Genomic DNA, 17,886 nt, shown 5'->3' with positions numbered 1-17,886 from the left:
GCCCGAACATTCAGTCAAAGCTTGGAAAAGCGCCCTCCCCGCGCCGCGCTTAACGCAGCAGAACGAGGCCGGCGATGAAGACGATTAGCAGGACAACGAGGCCGCCGAGGAAGCCAGCACCGGTGAAGAAGCCAGCCGTCATGCCAAGCAGGAGAGCGACGAGAAACAGCGTGCCGTACTTAGCAGCGGCAAGGAACATGAGGTAGGTCTGCTCGTGTTCCTTATAGTCCATCGGCGCGCCGACTTCTGCAGGTCCGGTGTGATGCTCAGCCATGAATATCGTCTCCCTCAAAATGCCTGGCCGGTTTGAGACGCGGCCACGAATGCCATTATTTCCCAAGGCTTGCGCCTGGAAATTCCCTTGTCAGGCATTACACAAAGCCTGGGAAAAGCGCAATGCAGGAGAATGCCGCAGTTGGTGCGACACTCTCCATTTCGCGATGCATCGCAGATCAGAGGGGGAGATCCGTCCCAAGCTGACCGTTCGGCACGAAGCGAGCTGTGGGGATGATCGTGAGGGGCGGCAGCGTGTCCTCCGGAATGCGCGAGAACATCATGCGCTGTTCGCTGGCGCTGGAGATAAAGAACGGATAGCGCGTCAGCAGCTTGCGCCCCACTTCAATCACGTTCGTTGCCATCAACGTCATGTCGATTCCGTAGTTCTTTGCCAGCTGACCGGGCACGATCGTATCGGCATAGAAGACCCGCTTGTAGAATGCGGCATGCGGAGGCCGGCAGAACTGAAGGACGCGGTCCGCGCGGAAGTATGCGGCCGCGACGATACTGGGTCTCAACGTCAGATAGGGAATCCAAGGCAGATCGGCCGTCAGATCAGGATCGGCGGCAAACCGCGCCGGATCGATCAGTGTCAGCCCGGCATCGAGCAGCGCGTCCATCGCCCACGGAAAGGCACCCGCGGACTGGCTGACGCGATGCTCAGGTGTAACATAATGGAGCCGTATCGTGCTGACCAACTCGCCGTAATAATAAATACCGAAGACATGCGCGTGACTGTCGAAATCGGTCGCGTCCAACAGTCCCTTCGGAGCCAGTGCCAGCACGTCATGGGCCTTGTAAGCCTTGTAGCGCAGGCGCTCCACCTCGATCATGTCCTCGCTGCTTTCCATGCGGCGGTATTCAATATGATCTAGAATTTCAAGAAGCTTATTACTGAAATCGCTCGTTGTTACAGGAGTATCCACCATGGTTCCTCGGCTGATCGGTTAATAATTCATTAATCATCCGAAAAAACAGCCGACGGCAAGGAACCAACGATAATTTGCGTTATATTTGAATTGTTAAGGTTAACGGCGTTCGCCAGGGAACGGAGCGGCATGGGCCGCTTCCACAAGCTGAAAATTTGAGATTCAGGCTACCTTAGGGCGGCGGCGCGGGGTGGGGCCGCCCGCAAGGCTCTGCGAAAGGATCGCGATATTTTGCGCCGGAACGGCCGGCGAGAAAACATAGCCCTGCACGAGATCGGTCGCACGATACTTGTTGAGAAGGGCCAACTGCTCGGTCGTCTCTACACCTTCGGTGACGATCTTGAGGCCAAGTTCACGCGCCAGATTGACGGTACCGCGCAGCAGTTTGAGGCGGCGGTCGTCCTCGACGATGTTTCGCAGGAAGGACCGGTCGATCTTGACGATATCAAGCGGAAGCGTGTCGAGGTAACTGAGGCTCGAGAAACCCGTGCCGAAATCATCGATGGCGATCGTGATGCCGCGCGCCCGCAGGTCCGCCAGGATGGCGCGCACAGCGGCCGGCTCGTCGATCAAGCAACTCTCGGTGATTTCGAGATGCAGTCGCTCGGGCCCCAGACCCGAGGCGCTCAGTGCTTCGGAAACCGCGGAAAGAATGTCTGCATCCCGCAGATCTCTGGCGGAAAGGTTCACCGAGACCGCGATATGCTCGGGCCAAGTCATACAATCTGCGCAGGCCTTCATCAGGATGAAGCGTGTGATGTCCGAGATGATGCCCATCTCTTCCGCCAGGCGGATGAACACGTCGGGCGGAATGGCACCCTTTTCCGGATGCACCCAGCGAGCAAGCGCTTCGGCGCATTCAATACGCGAGCCGTCGGCCTTGAACATCGGCTGGTAGGCAATGCTGAGCCCCTGCATCCCGACCGCTTCGCGCAGATCGGCCTTGAGCTTCTGCTGCTCGATGTAGCGGCCATCCATCTCGCGCTCGAAGCTTGCAATACCGCCGCGCTGTTTCGACTTGCTTTCGAACAATGCCAGGTCGGCTTTGATGCTCCACTCTTCCATCGCGAAGGCATCGCTTTCAAGAAGCGCAAAGCCACCGCTCAGCGAAACCAAGAAGGTCACGTCATCGGCTTCGTAGTTGCCTTGGATGGCAGCATGCAAACGACGAACTTCTGCGTCCAGCGCTTCCATATCCTTCGCATGCGGGAAGAACAGGATGAACTGGTCACCCATCAGACGGCCGACGATGGCCTTGCGCGCCTGCTCCTCGATGCGGTTGGCGATAGCGCAGAGAAGATGGTCGCCGGTGATATGGCCGCGCATGTCGTTGACGTGTTTGAACTCGTCGATATCAAGCACCATGAACGCAACAGGCCCGCGTTTTTTCGGGTGCTTGTTCAGATAGTCCTGCACGAGATGGCTGAAATACTCGCGGTTCGGCAACCCGGTCAGAGCATCGAATCGAACCATGTGCAAGATCTTCTGCTCTGCCTTCACGCGGCTGGACACGTCTTCGAAGATCAGCACCGCGCCGCCATCAGGCCGGCGGCTTGCGGAGAATTCAAGCGACAGATCCTCGGGAAAATGGATGAGCATGCGTGACAGCTTGCCATCGGCGACCTGGGTCATCTGGCGGAGGATGAGCTCCGGCTGCGTGGAATCCATAAAGCTGTAGCGGGCGCCGTAACGCAGGACCGCGCTGAGGTCGCGCTCCTTCAAGCGCTCGGGGTCGCCGATCTTCAGAAGTTCGCAGGCCTTGCGGTTGATCACCTGGATACGGTTTTCGGGATCGACCATGACGAGGCCATGCGGCATGTTATTGAGCGCTGTATCGAAACGGTCGGCGATCACGGTGATTTCCCGGCGCGCAATGACATTCTCGTAGAGAAACTCGCGCACCCCGTTGGCCATCGCCCGTGTCGTCAGCCAGAATGGGATGAGAAAAATCGACAGGATTCCACGATAGAAGTCCAGCGCCATCAGGCTGCAGATGATCATCGGCAGGCAACAAGAGAAGGTCTGCAGGTCGATCGCCATGCGCGAACCGTAGTTGCGGCCGACGACGGAAACCATGGTGGCCATGGTCACGGCAATGCAGGCGAGCTCCGCAAAACCATCGCCCAAGAAGAATATGGCATAACCGCTGGCAATGCCCAGGAGTGTCGTGGTGCCGGCAGCGCCGGCCACGAGAATTCGCTCCCAATGCTGGATTCCGGCGTACGAGAGTCTTTCTTTGTCGACGCGATCGAACTGCCAGAAGATCGCCATGCGTCCGCCGAACACAAGGACGAAGGCAGCGGCGAGGATGAGATACAGGAAAGACTGCGTCTTGGCGGCGATTGCGAGGCAAGTCGCCGCGTGAACGATAACACCGACGAGCAACGTCATGCGGTTCCCAGAAAGGGAACTCACAAACGACAGATACACATCCGTTGGAACCCTGCCCGGGTTATGTGGCTTCATCCATGCTTTTCCTGTGCGGCGAGACCTTACTGCGAACCCTTTAAAAATTGATTTCGTCCAAACCATAGATTTGGTTGAATTTTTTAAAACCATAACGCGAAAATCCTGGTTTCATAAAGGTTTACGCAGCTACAAGGAGATCTTTGATTCCGGGCCTGCCATGCTCGATTGTCGGCAGTGCCAGGGAGTCGTCGGCAGTGCCTGCGGCGTGCGCTTCGCATAAGACTATATTCCAACACGCCCCCTTTAATCTTCCAATTTGAAACACCCTAGTCTACCAATCCAGAGAGGAGAACGTGTCGAAACAGGCACGATAAAAAGGGGGAAAGGCATGCCGGCTTTGCTGACGGTCAGCCGGCTGATCGATGCGGTCAGCCAATTCATGGGCAAACTGTCCGAATACATGGTGCTGCTCTGCTGCCTGATCAGCGCCGCCAATGCACTCATCCGTTACTCGTTCAACTATAGCTCCAACGGCTGGCTCGAGATCCAATGGTATCTCTTTGCCTTCATCGTTGTGCTCGGTGCAGCACACACGCTGCGTATGAACGAACATGTACGCGTCGACCTCATCTACGGCTCCGTTTCCGACAAAGCGAGGATCTGGATCGATATCATCGGCCTCATCGTCTTCCTGATCCCGGCCTGCATCTTCCTGACCTGGCTCTGCTGGCCCTTTTTCCTGTCCTCTTACCAACAGCATGAGATCTCTGCCAATGCCGGCGGCCTGATCCGCTGGCCGGTCAAGTTCATCCTCGTTCTCGGCTTCGGGCTGCTGTCGCTTCAGGGGATCTCCGAGTTGATCAAGCGGATCGCCGCCCTGACCGGCTACATCCTGATCGATACGAAATACGAAAAACCGCTGCAGTAAGCCGGACCGGAGGAACACCATTGTTTGATTTCGGCATTATTCCGCCGGCGATGTTCGTGGGCATGGTTCTATTCATGCTCTACGGCTTTCCGGTCGCCTTTTCGCTGGCTGCCGTCGGCCTGTTCTTCGGCATCATCGGCATCGCCACGGGACATTTCGCCGAGGCCTTCCTGCAGGCCCTGCCGCTGCGCTTCTTCGGGATCGTTTCCAACGACCTGCTGCTCGCCATCCCCTTCTTCACCTTCATGGGCGCCATACTGGAGCGCTGCGGACTGGCTGAAGATCTGCTCGAGGGAACAGGCAAGCTGTTCGGCCGCGTTCCCGGCGGCCTTGCCTACGCGGTAATCCTCGTCGGCGCCGTGCTTGGCGCCATCACCGGCACCGTTGCGGCATCCGTCATCACCATGGGCGTAATCTCGCTGCCGATCATGCTGCGTTACGGCTACAGCCCGAGGCTGGCCACCGGCGTCATTGCCGCCTCCGGCACCATTACCCAGGTCATTCCGCCGTCCCTGGTGCTGGTCGTCCTTGCCGACCAGCTCGGCAAATCGGTCGGCGACATGTATCTCGGCGCCATCGGCCCCTCGATCCTGCAGGTCGCGATCTTCATGGGCTATATCCTGATCCTGTCGATCCTGAAGCCGGCCTCTATGCCGCCGCTGCCGAAAGAAGTGCGGGGCGACTTCAACTGGGCGCTGCTCCTGCGGGTATTGTCCGGGATGATCCCGTCGATCGTGCTGATCTTCCTGGTTCTCGGCACGATCTTCATGGGGCTCGCAACCCCCACCGAAGCCGGTGCGCTCGGTGTTGTCGGCGCAATGGTGCTTGCCGCCATGCACCGCCGCCTCACCTGGCCGCTGATGCAGGAGGCCATGCGCTCCACCATGCACATCACCTCGATGGTGGTGATGATCCTGATCGGCTCGACCTGTTTCAGCCTGGTCTTCCAAGGCATGGACGGCTCGCGCTGGATCGAACACATGCTGTCGGGCATCCCCGGCGGCCCGGTCGGCTTCCTGATCTTCGTCAACATCTTCATCTTCGTGCTGGCCTTCTTCCTCGATTTCTTCGAGATCGCCTTCATCGTCATTCCGATGCTGGCGCCGGTCGCCTCAGCCCTCGGCATCGACCTGATCTGGTTCGGCGTGCTGATCTGCGTCAACATGCAGACGAGCTTCATGCACCCGCCCTTCGGCTTCGCGCTTTTCTACCTGCGCTCCATTGCCGATCGCAGCGTCAAGACGTCGGACATCTACATGGGCGCCCTGCCCTGGGTCTGCATGCAGCTGGTCCTCGTCGCGATCGTGATCTTCTGGCCACAATCGGTAACGTATTGGCTGGACAAGGGACCGAAAGTCGATCCGAACTCGATCAAGATCGAAGTGCCGGGCTTCGGCGGCAACGGCTTGTCGCTGCCCCCGCTGGGAGCCCCGGGCGGCGGCCCACCGCAAATGCCCGGACTGAGCTTGCCGCCGATGAACGGCCTGCCCGGCCAGCCGCCCGCGCCGGCACCCGCAACGCCCGCGCCGCCTGCAACGGACCTCAGCCAGCCCCCGAAGATAAACTGACAACAAAAAGCCCCGGACCAAAATCCGGGGCTTTTTCTTTGTCCGAACCGGACTGTCGGTCAAATCTTGCCGGCGCGCTGCTGGATCATCATGAACGTGTCGAAGGTGTACTCCGACAGCTGCGCCCAGAGATACGCATCGCGCTTGAACGCGGTCTGATCCTCGTAGATCTTCTTGAAATACGGGTTCGAGGCCGAAATCTCGGCGTAGATCCCGAGGGCAGCCTGGAAGCAGGCTTCCATGATTTCCTGGCTGAAGGGACGAAGCGTGGCGCCCTCCGCCACCAACTGCTTGAGTGCCGTGGGGTTCTTCACATCGTACTTTGCCATCATGTTTGTGTTGGCAAAGGCGCAGGCATCGGTCAGTGCCGCCTGATAGTGCTTAGGCAGGCTGTTCCACTTTTCGAGGTTGAAGAAGGCGTGGACCGTCGGGCCGCCTTCCCACCAGCCGGGGTAATAGTAGTACTTCGCGACCTTGTGCAGGCCGAGCTTCAGGTCGTCATAGGGACCGACGAATTCTGAAGCGTCGATCGTGCCCTTTTCAAGGGCCGGATAAATATCGCCGCCGGCGATCTGCTGCGGAATGACGCCAACCTTGCTGATGACCTGGCCGGCAAGACCGGCAATACGCATCTTGACGCCCTTCAAGTCGTCAAGCGTATTGATCTCCTTCCGGAACCAGCCGCCCATCTGGGCGCCCGTGTTGCCGGCCGGCAGGCCATAGATGCCCTGCGTGGCGTAAAACTCATTCATCAGCGTGTTGCCGTTGCCTTCGTAGAACCAGGCATTGGTCAGGCGTCCGTTCAGACCGAATGGAATGGCAGTGCCGATCGCGTAAGTCGGATCCTTGCCAACAAAGTAATAGGAGCACGTGTGCGCGGCCTCGACCGTGCCGGCGCTGACGGCATCGGCGGCCTGCAGGCCCGGAATGATTTCGCCGGCCGCAAAAGGCTGAATGGTGAAGTTGCCGTCGGTTGCCGCGGCAAGGTGCTTGGCAATGTCATCCGCAGCGCCATAGATCGTATCGAGGCTCTTCGGGAACGACGACGTCATGCGCCACGAAATTTTAGGGTTCTCTTGTGCAATGGCGGGTGCTGCCAGTGCACCCGCAGCAGCAACGGCGCCGGCGCCGGCGGTTCCTGCCTTCTTCATGAATGAACGACGATCCATCAAAAACCTCCCGTATAGATGGCACTGCGAGGCGAACCCTCGTCTCTACCCGCAGCAATGGCGGGAAGCTAAGCACGGTGGCGACCGTGTTTCAAGCACTGTGCCATTAGTCTTTGGCATCACAACGGCAATATGGCGGCGAAGTGCATTTCCATGAGAATCAGCAGGTTAGCGGTAATTTGCCGGAGCCGGCGGCCACGACTGCCGTAATTCCGCCCGCGATTGCGCCGAGACGTTGACTTCCGGGCCGTTCTCGGCTCTCTCAATACACCAATTCCATCTTCCGACCGGGGTTAAAATGACGAAGCCGATCGTCGCCGTTCCTGCCGATATCCGCACCTTCGACGGTGCCACATGGCACGCCGTCCAGCATCAGTATGTGCGCGCGGCACTCAATGCCGCCGGTGTCATGGCCTTCATCATTCCGGCCTTCGAGGAAGGATACGGAACCGACGCGATTCTCGACCGCGTCGATGGCGTTCTCGTCTCCGGTTCGGCCAGCAACGTCCACCCGTCTTACTATGGGGCAACGGCGACCGATGCCGACGGCCCCTTCGATATCGCCCGTGACGCCACCGCTCTGCCGTTGATCCGCCGTGCCATCGACCGCGCCATTCCCTTGCTCGCAATCTGCCGCGGCATTCAGGAACTCAACGTCGCAATGGGCGGCACGCTTGCCAGCGAAATCCAGGACCAGCCAGGCATATGGGATCATCGCACCCCGGCCGAGGTAGACCGTGACGGCAAGTACGCGATCCGCCAAAGCGTCTTCGTCAAGGAAGGCTCCTGCATCGCAGGTATCGTCGGCCCCGGCGAGATCAGGGTGAACTCACTGCATCGCCAGGCGATCGCCAAGACCGCGCCGCGCCTGCAGGTCGAGGCCGTCGCCGAGGACGGCACGATCGAGGCCGTGTCCGTGATCGATGCCCCGGCCTTTGCGGTCGGCGTCCAGTGGCACCCGGAGTACTGGGCCGAGACCGACAAGCCGTCCAACCAGATCTTCTCTGCTTTCGGCGATGCGGTCAGGGATTACGCGGCAGGCAAGCTCGCCAAGGCGGCGGAAAAAACCCCCGCCTGATTGGCCTGCCAGTTGCGCGGCCCTTTATGGCTGCACGGTGAAAACCTACGATGACAGCGGCTTGCCCGCCTGTTCGCGAACCATGTATTCCGCATACCAGGTCGGCCAGTCTTCATCGCGCTTGCCGATGCGCTTCTCATGTTCTCCATGAGCGGCTTCCGCACGGCGCAAGGCCGCGGCGAGATCGCTGGCAGACGAATACATCGTTTCATCAGCATCTATGCGCCGAGGCAGTCGGGTCGTGATCTCCTGAAACAGCCAGCCGTTTCCATCCGGATCGCTGAATGAAGCAAACGAGCCGTAGCTCTTGCGCTGGGGATGCGGACCTCTCACGCGTGCATTTTCGCCGGCATGATGGAAGACGCCACCGGCATCGTGGAAGACATCACTCAGCGCGACGCCGCGTTCGGCGAGCTCGGCACGAGCGGCTTCGACATCGGAAACGATCAGATGGAGGCCCTGCGCCGTGCCGGGCACGGCCGCCGTCACGTTCTTGCCGAAGATGACGGAGCAGGGCGAGCCCGGAGGCGTGAATTGAATGACCCTGAAGTCGTCGCCCGTGACGAAATCGGCATCCAACCGCCAACCGAGATTGCTGTAAAACTGCTTGGCACGGTCGACGTCCGAGACCGGGATGACGATGACCTCGAGCTTCATGGCGGCCGTCCGCATTGCCGCGGTCCTGGCCGCAGTCTCGCTGTGCACAGAGGTATTGCCCATGTTCAGCTCCCTGGTTTGGATACTTCGAGATTGGCAATAAAACTTGGCGAGTGGATCACAGCGACCGCAGGCAGTCGAATCAATTTGTCCCATCCGAGCACGGCGGATAGGAGCTCCTGCGTTTACCTTCGCATCGCCCACCGCAGGCCGACGGCGACCGCCAGGCCCAGCAGCGGCCACATCGCCCAGAACACCCCGTGCCATGTCAGCAAGTTGATGATAACGATACCAATGCCGATAGCGGCCAAGCCGGCAAGACGCTGGTCGAAGCGGCTCTGATTCCGGTTCCAGGCCATCGCAGCGACGAAGGCAAGGCCGAGGAGCGGCCAGACGGCCCAGAACTCGCCCTGCCACGTCAAAAGATTGATCACGACCAACGCGATCGCGACAACCGCGAACACCCCGCCAATCTTCCGCACCCTCGGTGCAAGGGGGCGCCCCGGCGCAGGCGCCGCAGCCGCCGGCAACGGGCGAGCGGGTGGTGCGGGCGTCGTGGACACGTCGTCTCCGATCCGCACAGCATAGCTCGGCACGGCCTCGCTAACGTTCTTCACCGTCAGTGGCCCGAGAAAATCGAAGCCGACGGCGACCTTGTTGCGGACCTGGTCGTAGACTGTGTTGGAGATCACGATGCCGCCCGCTGCTGCGGAAGCCTGAAGCCTGGCGGCGATATTGACGCCGTCGCCGTAGAGGTCGTCACCCTCGGCGATGACATCGCCGAGATTGATGCCGATCCGATAGAGCATGCGTCCTTCCGCCGGCCGGGCGGCGTTTATTCCGACGAGTTCGTTCTGGACATCGATGGCAGCGCGCACCGCTTCGACGACGCTCGGAAATTCCGCGATTAGGCCGTCGCCCCAGGTATTGATCACCCGACCGCCATGCGCGCCGATCAGCCGCGACATCGCATCGCGCGACCACTTCAGCATGGCAAGGGTACCCTCCTCGTCGGCGCCCATCAGCCGCGTATAGTCCTGGACATCGGCCGAGAAGATGGTCGTCAGCTTGCGTCGCATTTCATTCATCGGATTGCGATCCACCCTGGGTTTGGCAAGACAGTTTGCAGCAGCAGCCATCTGATAGGGAGATTTCCCCATTCGAAAGTTCTGCAATAGCTGACCACACTTTTCAACGCATACGCGAACAATGCCCTGGGCGCTTCCAGCAGAAAGATGCGCGTTGCGTGCGATCGAGTAAAACAAATCCGAATGCGCACCGCTGTCAGCGAGACCATGGAACCGCCAAGTCGCAGGAACGTTTCTTGCTCACATCGGGCGCTACCAGCATCCCGCTGGCACTCCTGAACAGGAGGTAACCATGAAAACGCTGATCGTCTCTGCCGGCCTGTTGGCTGCAACCGCCTTTGCGGCGTTTGCGGCGGAACCGGCCAAAATGGTCGATACGAAGATGGGCAAGATCCTGGCAAACGCCAAAGGCATGACGCTCTACACGTTCGACAAGGACGCCATGGGCGAATCGAACTGCGACGAGGCTTGCCTGAAGAAGTGGCCAGCCTTCCACGCCGCCGCCAAGGCCAAGGCCGAAGGCGAATGGACACTCGTCAAGGCGGCCGACGGCAAGGAAATGTGGGCATACGAAGGTAAGCCACTTTACACGTTCGCCGGAGACAAGAAGCCCGGCGATATGACAGGCGATGGCGTCGGCGGCGTCTGGCACGTCGCCAAGTAGCCAGCACAGTAGACTGGGGTGAGGCCGACGGTCTGTCCGCGTGCGCGCCTCATCCCGGCCCGAGATTGAGATAATCAGCCCTTCGCTGGTGTTTCCGGAACTGGCGTCAGCGGCCGGCCCTTCCCGAACCACTCAACGAGATTGTCAACCACCAGATCCGCCATCGCATTGCGCGTCGGCACCGAGCCTGAGGCGAGGTGCGGCAGGAGCACGGCGTTCGGAAGATCGAGCAGCGAAGCCGGCACGTTCGGTTCGTTGTAGAAGACGTCGAGGCCGGCCGCGCCGATCGTTCCCGCCTTCAGTGCCGCTGCAAGCGCTTCTTCGTCAACAGTCCACCCGCGCCCGACATTGATGAACACGCCGTCGGGGCCGAGCGCCGAAAGAATGTCGGCATTGATCGTCTTGTGCGTCTGCTGCGTCTTCGGGACGATGGAGATCAGCGTGTCGACGGCTTCCGCAAGGTCCTTCAGCGACGGGTAGTAGCCATAGGGCGCGGTGGCATGGCGCGTGCGAGTATGATAACTGATCTTCACCTTGAACGGTTCCAGGCGCTTGGCGATCTCCTGGCCGATGCGGCCAAGGCCATAGATCCCGACATGCCGCCCCTTCAGGGAGAAGCGCGACAGCGGATAGTTCTGCCCGGGCTTCCAGTTGCCGGCCCGCAGCCAGTTCTCGGCACGAGGAAGCTCTCGCACCGCGTTGAGGAGCAGTCCGATCGCCGTATCGGCGACCTCGTCGTTCAGCACATCGGGCGTGTTCGTGACGATGATACCCTTGGTTGCCGCATGCTTGGCATCGACGCCGTCATAGCCGACACCGAAGCTGGAGATCAGTTCGACCTTCGGAAGACTGTCGATTGCTGCCGAATCAAATGTGCCGGAAACGGCGACACCGCGAATCTTTCCAGCGGCCTCCGCGTCAAGCGTCGAGGGATTGGCTTCGACAACGTCGAAGCTCTCCTTCAGGCGCGTCAGGACGCGTTCGTGTATCTTCCCGGGAACGAGAACGGCGATGCGGGACATGGCACTTCCTCTTGGCTTGCTACGGGCGCGGTCGGTAGGGGCTGGTCGACTGGCGGATGCGCATCTCGGGCTTGATCAGATGGATGCCGTCGGGCTCGTGGCTGCCCGCCAGGCGATCGAGAAGCGCGCGGGCAGCAAGGCGTCCGACTTCCGCCTGGCCATTCCAGACGGTGGTCAGCGCCGGCATCGATATTGACGCTTCCTCGAGGTCGTCATAGCCGGTGACGGAAATGTCCTTGCCGGGAACGAGACCGGCGCGGGAAATGCCGTTCATCAGGCCGATCGCGACGAGATCGTTCCAGCAGACCGCCGCCGTCGGCTTTTGCGGCAGCGACAGGAAATGCACTGCCGCTTCGAAACCACCCTGCATCGAGCGCGGACCGGGAATGCGTAGACCCGGATCAACGTCGATGCCGGCCTTGCGCAGCGCATTGACGTAGCCCTGATAGCGATCGCGTCCCGTCGACGTCTGGTCGGTACCGCCGATCATGGCGATCGAGCGATGGCCAAGGCCGATCAAATGGTTGGTGGCGAGCGAAATGCCGTAGCTGTCGTCGCCGCGATAGGTCGGAAGGTCCAATCCGTCCAGCGAGCGGGCCACCAGGATCGCCGGCATGCCGTTGTCTTCCGCAAGCTGCATATCCTCCGGCGGCGTACCGATCGCCGGGGACATTATGACACCGTCCCCACCGAGCTGCAGCAGCGTTTCGATGAAGGTGCGCTGCTTTTCGACGGAGTCGTAATGGTTCGACAGAATGAAGGTGTGCCGACTGCGATCGAGCTCGCTTTCGATCGCCTTCAGGATTTCGCCATAGAACGGGTTCATGATGTCGTGGACGACGACACCGATGATGCCAGAGCGGGACGTACGCAGGCTGGCGGCGCGGCGGTTATAGATATAGCCAAGTGCGCGGGCCTGTTCCTTGATTTTGTCCCGGGTGGCACCAGCCACGAGCGGGCTGTCACGTAAGGCAAGAGATACGGTTGCTGTGGAAATGCCGAGCGTTTCGGCGATCGTCGAAAGCTTTATCTTTTGAGCCACGTGTCCTCCCCAGGCAACGCGCGGTTGTCCTTGCGCCCAACCATTTCAAGAATCGAGCACTATTAAAATGTTTAATTAAAAGATTAAACGCAACGAAGCAATTCGTAATTTCACAAATCTGTCAGATTTCCTCAGGCTCATCGAGAGGGATGGCGGCGGACTGCAAGTTGCCGTCGATTGCCTTCAACAGACGGACAAGATTGCGAATTTCCTTCTCGGAGAACTCCTGGGTGGCCATGCTGTCGCACGCCGAGGACGCCATTTCGATTGCCTGGACGCTGCCGCGACCGAGTTCAGTCAGATAGACCTTGGTCAGGCGGGCATCGTCGGCATCCGGCTTGCGTTCGAGGAAGCCTTGGGCTTCCATGCGCCCGATCGTGCGCGTCATGGTTGGCGCCTTGACGCCGAGCTTCTGTGCCAACCCGCCTGCCGTCATCCCGTCGGTTTCCGCGAGCAGCAAAATCACGCCGTCCTGGCCGGCATAGAGACCGCTTTCAAGCAGGTTGCGAGACAGCACGGTGCGCATCGAGCGGGCCGCCTGTGTCAAAGCCGGCGAAAGATCTACAACCGTATATTCGGTCTGGTCCTTCTTCTTGGATTTCTGCTTCTTACCGTCCTTGTGCTTCTTCCCCATCGCGATTCCTTTGACTTTGCCGTGTTGCGCATCCCTCGCCTTGCAAGGGAGCCGGAACATTCATAATCATCTCCCCTAAATCGATTTTGGTTTAAGGGCTTATGCGATAAGCATTGAGAACGCTGCGCTATCACATTGCGCATCATCTCGTCATAAACAAGAGGGCTTAGCCGGATGAATGTGCCTTCTCGCGACTTCGAACACAACGATCCGAATCTCTCCCCCTCGGACCGCAGTCGGTGGATCGCAATCCTGCCGCTTGGCGCCCACGAGCAACACGGACCTCACCTGCCCTTCGACACCGACGCATTGATTGCAGCCGGCATCGTTGCCCGGCTCAAGGCTGCAATTCCCGCCGCCTCGCCGGTCACGTTTCTGCCGACAGAAACAGTCGGCTATTCGATCGAGCACATGGACGTGAAGGGTACGCAAACGCTGACATATGGAGAGGCCATCCAACGCTGGCTCGGCATTGCCCGGAGGCTCTCGGACATGGGCATTCGCAAGTTGGTGATGTTGAATGCCCATGGCGGCAACTCACCGCTGATGACGATCGTTGCGACGGAGGCCCGCGTCCGGTTCAACATGCTCGCCGTCGCCACGAGTTGGACGCGCTTCGGCGTTCCCGCCGATGTCATCTCGCCCGAGGCAAAGGCGATCGACATCCACGGCGGCGACATCGAGACGTCGGTGATGCTGGCACTTCACCCGGATAAGGTCGACATGACCAAGGCTGCAGACTTCCCGTCCCGACAGTCGGATTTCGCTGCCCGCTTCAAGCATCTGCGTGCCTATGGCCCGCATGCCTTCGGATGGAAAATGTCTGACCTTAGCCCATCGGGCGTGGCGGGCAACGCGTCGCTGGCGACGGCGGAGAAGGGCGAGGCGCTGATTGCGCAGTCCGTGAGGGGGCTGGCCGAACTGCTGCAGGACGTCGATGCATTCGACGCGGCGGAGCTCGATTGAAACCATCGCCGGTGCGATGTGATCTTATAACATACAAAACCCTTTGAACTGCCGCCCGCAACTCCTTATATGAGACCGACGAATTTTCAGCCCCGCCCCCGGGCGTGCCATCTCTCGAGGTTCTTATGACCGACGCGATCCCCACCCAGCAGAAGCCTATCCCCGTTACCGTTCTCACCGGCTACCTCGGCGCCGGCAAGACGACCTTACTCAACCGCATCCTGTCGGAGAACCACGGCAAGAAATATGCGGTCATCGTCAACGAGTTCGGCGAGATCGGCATCGACAATGACCTCATTGTCGAATCCGACGAAGAGATCTACGAGATGAACAATGGCTGCGTCTGTTGCACCGTGCGCGGCGACCTGATCCGCGTTGTCGAAGGCCTGATGCGCCGCCCCGGCCGTTTCGACGGCATCATCGTTGAAACGACGGGCCTTGCAGATCCTGTGCCGGTCGCCCAGACCTTCTTCATGGATGACGACGTGCGCGCCAAGACGGAACTCGACGCGGTTGTCGCTCTCGTCGACGCCAAGCATCTGCCGCTGCGCCTGAAGGACAGCCGCGAGGCCGAAGACCAGATCGCCTTTGCCGACGTCGTCCTGATTAACAAGACCGACCTCGTCACGCCGGAAGAGCTGGCGCAGATCGAGGATATCGTTCACGCCATCAATCCCTCGGCCCGCGTCTACAAGACCAGCCGCTCGGGCGTCGATCTGGCCCGCGTTCTCGATCAGGGGGCTTTCAACCTGGAGCGCGCGCTGGAGAACGATCCGCACTTTCTTGATCATGACCATGACGATCACGTCTGCGGTCCGGATTGCGACCACGACCACCATCATCATCATGCGCATGATCACGACCACGATCATGACCATCACCACCATGATCATGATCATGACCACCATCATCATGGCGCCATGTCGCCGATCCATGACGTGACGGTGCAGTCGGTCTCGCTGCGTGGCGGCGAAATGAACCCGGAACGCTTCTTCCCCTGGATCCAGAAGATCACGCAGACTCAGGGGCCGAATATCCTGCGCCTCAAGGGCATCATCGCCTTTAAGGACGATCCCGAACGCTACGTCGTTCAGGGTGTCCACATGATCATCGAAGGTGACCACCAGCGCCCTTGGAAGGACGGCGAGAAGCATGAGACCCGTCTCGTCTTCATCGGCCGCGAACTTGATCACGAAAAGCTCGAAGCTTCCTTCAAGGCGTGCGAGGCGGCGGCCTGATGCCCACAGTTGCCCCGTTTGATCTCGACGGCCATATCCTGGCCGTCGAATTTTTAGGTGACACCCCCTTCTTCGCCAATGCCGCCGGCACCATCCACCGCCTCGACGGCGGCGAGAAGGTGACCGAGGCCCATCAGGGCATGCTGAGCTGCATCCGCGACCCGTATAGCGAAAGCCTGATTTCCGGCGGTGAGGACGGCAAGGTGCTGCGCATCGGAGCCGATGCCGGGGTGACCGAGCTTGCAAACGCGCCGCGCAAATGGATTTCCCAGCTTGCCGCCGGCCCGCAGGGCGCCGTCGCCTACTCCTACGGCAAGAGCGCTCTCGTGCGCCTCGCCGACGGCACGACCAAGGAATTTACCGAAGAGCGGACCGTCGAAGGCCTCGCCTTCGCGCCCAAGGGCATGCGCATTGCCGCCGCGCGCTACAACGGCGTGTCGCTGCATTGGGTCGGCACCGCTGCCAAGCCGGTCGACCTCGAATGGAAGGGCGCCCATACCGGCGTCACCTTCTCGCCTGACGGCAACTTCCTCGTCACGACGATGCAGGAGAACGCACTGCACGGATGGAAGCTCGACAGCAAGGCCGGCGCTGAAGCCCGGCACATGCGCATGACCGGCTACCCCGCCAAGGTGAAGTCTCTCTCGTGGTCCGCGAAGGGCAAGTGGCTTGCCTCGTCAGGTGCGCCGGCTGCGATCGTCTGGCCATTCCAGGGCAAAGACGGCCCGATGGGCAAAGCGCCGCTCGAGCTCGGCACCCGCGCCAACATCATGGCGACCTCAGTGAAGTTCCACCCTGTCGAAGACATCCTGGCGATCGGCTTCATCGACGGCATGATCCTCGCCGTCCGCATTGCCGACAGCAAGGAAGCGCTGCTGCGCCGACCCGGCAAAGGCGCGATCACGTCGATGAGCTGGAGCAAGAACGGCAAGCTGCTGGCCTTCGCTTCCGAAGCCGGCGATTGCGGTGTCGTCGATATCGCAGCCTAAGCTTTTGCGCGGCTGTGTTATCAGGACAGCCGCGCCGCCTCGATAATCTCCGCAAGAACACCATGCAGCGCATCGCGGTAGCCGGTGCGCGCCGATGGGCCGCTCTCGTCCGATGTCATGACAACAGTCAAGCCGAGCGAGGGGACGATGTAGAGCATCTGGCCGCCATATCCCCAGGCGAAATGGACCTCCTCGCCGCCAATCTGTCGCGAGAACCAGCCGTAGCCATAATCGTCGCCGGAGAAGCGCGAATTGGTGCGGTGCTGCCACGATTGCGCGATCCAGTCCGCAGGCACGACCTGCGTACCATCCGCAGCCTTGCCGCCGTTGCGATAGAGTTCGCCGAAAGCCAGCAGCGAGCGGGCCGTCATCGCCATCTGGTTCCCGCCGAGATAGATGCCCTGCGGGTCGCGCTCCCAGGCGCCGATCCTAAAGCCGCTAACGGGTGCCAGCCATTCGCGGGCGAGCGCCAGCGTCGACCTCCCGCTGACCTTCGTCAGGATCGCCGAGAGAAGGTGCGTGGAGGCGGTCGAATAGAGCATTTGACCGCCAGGCGCGTCGTCGAAAGGTTGGGCAAGGGCAAAACGCACCCAGTTGCGCGAGGCAACCCAGCGCCCGTAATTGGGACCAGACAGGCGACCAAGCCCCGCCTGCATCGAAAGTAGGTTGCCGATGGTGATCTCGTTAAGCCGCGGATCGGGATCGGCAGGCAGCTCAGCTTTCAGGATCGGAGCGATCCGTTGGTCCGGGCTTTCCAGCAGTTTCTTTTCGATGGCGATGCCGACGAGGCATGAAATGATCGATTTGGAAGCGGACTTGATGTTGACTGACTCAGTCGCGGCGTGGTCGCCGTAGCCCTGTTCCGCCACCGTCCGCCCATCCCTGGCGACGATCACGGTTCTCAGCGGCTTCAACTCCACGCGTGAGGACAAGCTCTCGAGCAAAACTGCCGTCCGGCCGTTCTCCGGCTGTGCAACGGCAGCGAGCGGCGACAGCAGAAAAGCGACGAGCAAAGCGAGGCGCGTGATCATTTCGCTGAGCTAGCGTAGGCAGAACGCAAAATCATCGTCCGCCCGATGCGGCTCACGCGGACGTGAAAATTTATGATCGGCAGGGACGCGTCTGATGAACACGACCACAGGCGTAGGCCGCCATCCCGCAGGCAGCCCAAGGCGCCGCGCGAAGCCATGCTTCGTGACGGTTTTCCCGATAGGAGTGGGCAGGCGATT

The 17,886-nt window shown here is 60.3% G+C and carries 17 protein-coding genes; 7 read left to right on the top strand and 10 right to left on the bottom strand.

Features of this window, described 5'->3' with window-relative positions; genetic code table 11:
- Nucleotides 1-49: 49 nt before the first annotated feature.
- From AC1DPR_RS12900 to AC1DPR_RS12890, 3 genes are all read right to left on the bottom strand, one after another.
- Nucleotides 50-274, bottom strand: coding sequence for an aa3-type cytochrome c oxidase subunit IV (locus AC1DPR_RS12900; protein WP_018856578.1), 225 nt, complete (start codon nucleotides 272-274; stop codon nucleotides 50-52).
- A gap of 178 nt (nucleotides 275-452) precedes the next feature.
- The gene (locus AC1DPR_RS12895; protein ID WP_477816439.1) at nucleotides 453-1,205 is read right to left on the bottom strand and encodes an N-acyl amino acid synthase FeeM domain-containing protein; all 753 of its coding nucleotides are present in this window, start codon (nucleotides 1,203-1,205) and stop codon (nucleotides 453-455) included.
- Nucleotides 1,206-1,367: 162 nt separating this feature from the next.
- Nucleotides 1,368-3,671 (bottom strand): putative bifunctional diguanylate cyclase/phosphodiesterase, encoded by a 2,304-nt coding sequence (locus AC1DPR_RS12890; RefSeq protein WP_026371718.1) that lies wholly within the window; start codon nucleotides 3,669-3,671, stop codon nucleotides 1,368-1,370.
- A gap of 331 nt (nucleotides 3,672-4,002) precedes the next feature.
- On the opposite strand from AC1DPR_RS12890, the gene AC1DPR_RS12885 reads away from it, so the two are divergent.
- Together AC1DPR_RS12885 and AC1DPR_RS12880 are read left to right on the top strand one after the other, a co-directional pair.
- On the top strand, nucleotides 4,003-4,542 hold the full coding sequence (locus AC1DPR_RS12885) for a TRAP transporter small permease subunit (RefSeq protein ID WP_018856575.1): 540 nt from the start codon (nucleotides 4,003-4,005) through the stop codon (nucleotides 4,540-4,542).
- Between the two features lie 20 nt (nucleotides 4,543-4,562).
- On the top strand, nucleotides 4,563-6,110 hold the full coding sequence (locus tag AC1DPR_RS12880) for a TRAP transporter large permease (protein ID WP_477816438.1): 1,548 nt from the start codon (nucleotides 4,563-4,565) through the stop codon (nucleotides 6,108-6,110).
- A 59-nt stretch (nucleotides 6,111-6,169) separates the two neighbouring features.
- On the opposite strand, the gene AC1DPR_RS12875 is transcribed toward AC1DPR_RS12880, so the two are convergent.
- Nucleotides 6,170-7,279, bottom strand: a complete 1,110-nt coding sequence (locus AC1DPR_RS12875; protein ID WP_018856573.1) for a TRAP transporter substrate-binding protein — start codon at nucleotides 7,277-7,279, stop codon at nucleotides 6,170-6,172.
- 298 nt (nucleotides 7,280-7,577) lie between these two features.
- On the opposite strand from AC1DPR_RS12875, the gene AC1DPR_RS12870 reads away from it, so the two are divergent.
- Nucleotides 7,578-8,357 (top strand): gamma-glutamyl-gamma-aminobutyrate hydrolase family protein, encoded by a 780-nt coding sequence (locus AC1DPR_RS12870; RefSeq protein ID WP_018856572.1) that lies wholly within the window; start codon nucleotides 7,578-7,580, stop codon nucleotides 8,355-8,357.
- Nucleotides 8,358-8,402: 45 nt separating this feature from the next.
- Here AC1DPR_RS12870 and AC1DPR_RS12865 read toward each other — a convergent pair whose 3' ends face one another.
- Together AC1DPR_RS12865 and AC1DPR_RS12860 are read right to left on the bottom strand one after the other, a co-directional pair.
- Nucleotides 8,403-9,077, bottom strand: a complete 675-nt coding sequence (locus AC1DPR_RS12865; protein WP_477816437.1) for a VOC family protein — start codon at nucleotides 9,075-9,077, stop codon at nucleotides 8,403-8,405.
- A gap of 122 nt (nucleotides 9,078-9,199) precedes the next feature.
- Complete coding sequence (locus tag AC1DPR_RS12860) at nucleotides 9,200-10,102, bottom strand: adenylate/guanylate cyclase domain-containing protein (protein ID WP_477816436.1); 903 nt, start codon at nucleotides 10,100-10,102, stop codon at nucleotides 9,200-9,202.
- A 292-nt stretch (nucleotides 10,103-10,394) separates the two neighbouring features.
- On the opposite strand from AC1DPR_RS12860, the gene AC1DPR_RS12855 reads away from it, so the two are divergent.
- Nucleotides 10,395-10,766, top strand: a complete 372-nt coding sequence (locus tag AC1DPR_RS12855; protein ID WP_477816435.1) for a COG4315 family predicted lipoprotein — start codon at nucleotides 10,395-10,397, stop codon at nucleotides 10,764-10,766.
- 74 nt (nucleotides 10,767-10,840) lie between these two features.
- Here the strand turns inward: AC1DPR_RS12855 and AC1DPR_RS12850 are convergent, their stop codons facing one another.
- The 3 genes from AC1DPR_RS12850 to AC1DPR_RS12840 all read right to left on the bottom strand — a co-directional run bounded on the left by AC1DPR_RS12850 (nucleotide 10,841) and on the right by AC1DPR_RS12840 (nucleotide 13,464).
- Nucleotides 10,841-11,788 (bottom strand): 2-hydroxyacid dehydrogenase, encoded by a 948-nt coding sequence (locus AC1DPR_RS12850; protein ID WP_018856568.1) that lies wholly within the window; start codon nucleotides 11,786-11,788, stop codon nucleotides 10,841-10,843.
- A gap of 19 nt (nucleotides 11,789-11,807) precedes the next feature.
- The gene (locus tag AC1DPR_RS12845; protein WP_018856567.1) at nucleotides 11,808-12,830 is read right to left on the bottom strand and encodes a LacI family DNA-binding transcriptional regulator; all 1,023 of its coding nucleotides are present in this window, start codon (nucleotides 12,828-12,830) and stop codon (nucleotides 11,808-11,810) included.
- Between the two features lie 121 nt (nucleotides 12,831-12,951).
- Nucleotides 12,952-13,464, bottom strand: a complete 513-nt coding sequence (locus AC1DPR_RS12840; RefSeq protein ID WP_169682349.1) for a MarR family winged helix-turn-helix transcriptional regulator — start codon at nucleotides 13,462-13,464, stop codon at nucleotides 12,952-12,954.
- A gap of 174 nt (nucleotides 13,465-13,638) precedes the next feature.
- Here AC1DPR_RS12840 and AC1DPR_RS12835 point away from each other — a divergent pair, with 174 nt between their 5' ends.
- The 3 genes from AC1DPR_RS12835 to AC1DPR_RS12825 all read left to right on the top strand — a co-directional run bounded on the left by AC1DPR_RS12835 (nucleotide 13,639) and on the right by AC1DPR_RS12825 (nucleotide 16,657).
- Entirely contained in the window at nucleotides 13,639-14,430 is a 792-nt protein-coding gene (locus AC1DPR_RS12835) for a creatininase family protein (protein WP_025658912.1), read from the top strand.
- A gap of 125 nt (nucleotides 14,431-14,555) precedes the next feature.
- On the top strand, nucleotides 14,556-15,668 hold the full coding sequence (locus tag AC1DPR_RS12830; RefSeq protein ID WP_018856564.1) for a CobW family GTP-binding protein: 1,113 nt from the start codon (nucleotides 14,556-14,558) through the stop codon (nucleotides 15,666-15,668).
- Nucleotides 15,668-16,657 carry a WD40 repeat domain-containing protein gene (locus AC1DPR_RS12825; RefSeq protein ID WP_026371715.1) on the top strand — a complete coding sequence of 330 codons (990 nt, stop codon included), beginning with the start codon at nucleotides 15,668-15,670 and terminating at the stop codon, nucleotides 16,655-16,657. Before AC1DPR_RS12830 ends, AC1DPR_RS12825 begins: the two co-directional genes overlap by 1 nt.
- Before the next feature lie 20 nt (nucleotides 16,658-16,677).
- Here AC1DPR_RS12825 and AC1DPR_RS12820 read toward each other — a convergent pair whose 3' ends face one another.
- Nucleotides 16,678-17,688: a serine hydrolase domain-containing protein gene (locus AC1DPR_RS12820; protein ID WP_113470629.1), complete on the bottom strand. Its 1,011-nt coding sequence runs from the start codon at nucleotides 17,686-17,688 to the stop codon at nucleotides 16,678-16,680.
- Nucleotides 17,689-17,886 lie beyond the last annotated feature (198 nt).

Source organism: Rhizobium sp. 01T417, assembly GCF_056398905.1.
Note: the sequence above shows the minus strand (reverse complement) of the source record. Positions and strands in the feature narration are given on the sequence as shown.

Excerpts from the sequence above, each read along its gene's own strand:
- AC1DPR_RS12900 (WP_018856578.1), bottom strand. The coding sequence starts at position 274 with ATGGCTGAGCATCACACCGGACCTGCAGAAGTCGGCGCGCCGATGGAC.
- AC1DPR_RS12895 (WP_477816439.1), bottom strand. The coding sequence starts at position 1,205 with ATGGTGGATACTCCTGTAACAACGAGCGATTTCAGTAATAAGCTTCTT.
- AC1DPR_RS12890 (WP_026371718.1), bottom strand. The coding sequence starts at position 3,671 with ATGAAGCCACATAACCCGGGCAGGGTTCCAACGGATGTGTATCTGTCG.
- AC1DPR_RS12885 (WP_018856575.1), top strand. The coding sequence starts at position 4,003 with ATGCCGGCTTTGCTGACGGTCAGCCGGCTGATCGATGCGGTCAGCCAA.
- AC1DPR_RS12875 (WP_018856573.1), bottom strand. The coding sequence starts at position 7,279 with ATGGATCGTCGTTCATTCATGAAGAAGGCAGGAACCGCCGGCGCCGGC.
- AC1DPR_RS12870 (WP_018856572.1), top strand. The coding sequence starts at position 7,578 with ATGACGAAGCCGATCGTCGCCGTTCCTGCCGATATCCGCACCTTCGAC.
- AC1DPR_RS12865 (WP_477816437.1), bottom strand. The coding sequence starts at position 9,077 with ATGGGCAATACCTCTGTGCACAGCGAGACTGCGGCCAGGACCGCGGCA.
- AC1DPR_RS12860 (WP_477816436.1), bottom strand. The coding sequence starts at position 10,102 with ATGAATGAAATGCGACGCAAGCTGACGACCATCTTCTCGGCCGATGTC.
- AC1DPR_RS12855 (WP_477816435.1), top strand. The coding sequence starts at position 10,395 with ATGAAAACGCTGATCGTCTCTGCCGGCCTGTTGGCTGCAACCGCCTTT.
- AC1DPR_RS12850 (WP_018856568.1), bottom strand. The coding sequence starts at position 11,788 with ATGTCCCGCATCGCCGTTCTCGTTCCCGGGAAGATACACGAACGCGTC.
- AC1DPR_RS12840 (WP_169682349.1), bottom strand. The coding sequence starts at position 13,464 with ATGGGGAAGAAGCACAAGGACGGTAAGAAGCAGAAATCCAAGAAGAAG.
- AC1DPR_RS12835 (WP_025658912.1), top strand. The coding sequence starts at position 13,639 with ATGAATGTGCCTTCTCGCGACTTCGAACACAACGATCCGAATCTCTCC.
- AC1DPR_RS12830 (WP_018856564.1), top strand. The coding sequence starts at position 14,556 with ATGACCGACGCGATCCCCACCCAGCAGAAGCCTATCCCCGTTACCGTT.
- AC1DPR_RS12825 (WP_026371715.1), top strand. The coding sequence starts at position 15,668 with ATGCCCACAGTTGCCCCGTTTGATCTCGACGGCCATATCCTGGCCGTC.
- AC1DPR_RS12820 (WP_113470629.1), bottom strand. The coding sequence starts at position 17,688 with ATGATCACGCGCCTCGCTTTGCTCGTCGCTTTTCTGCTGTCGCCGCTC.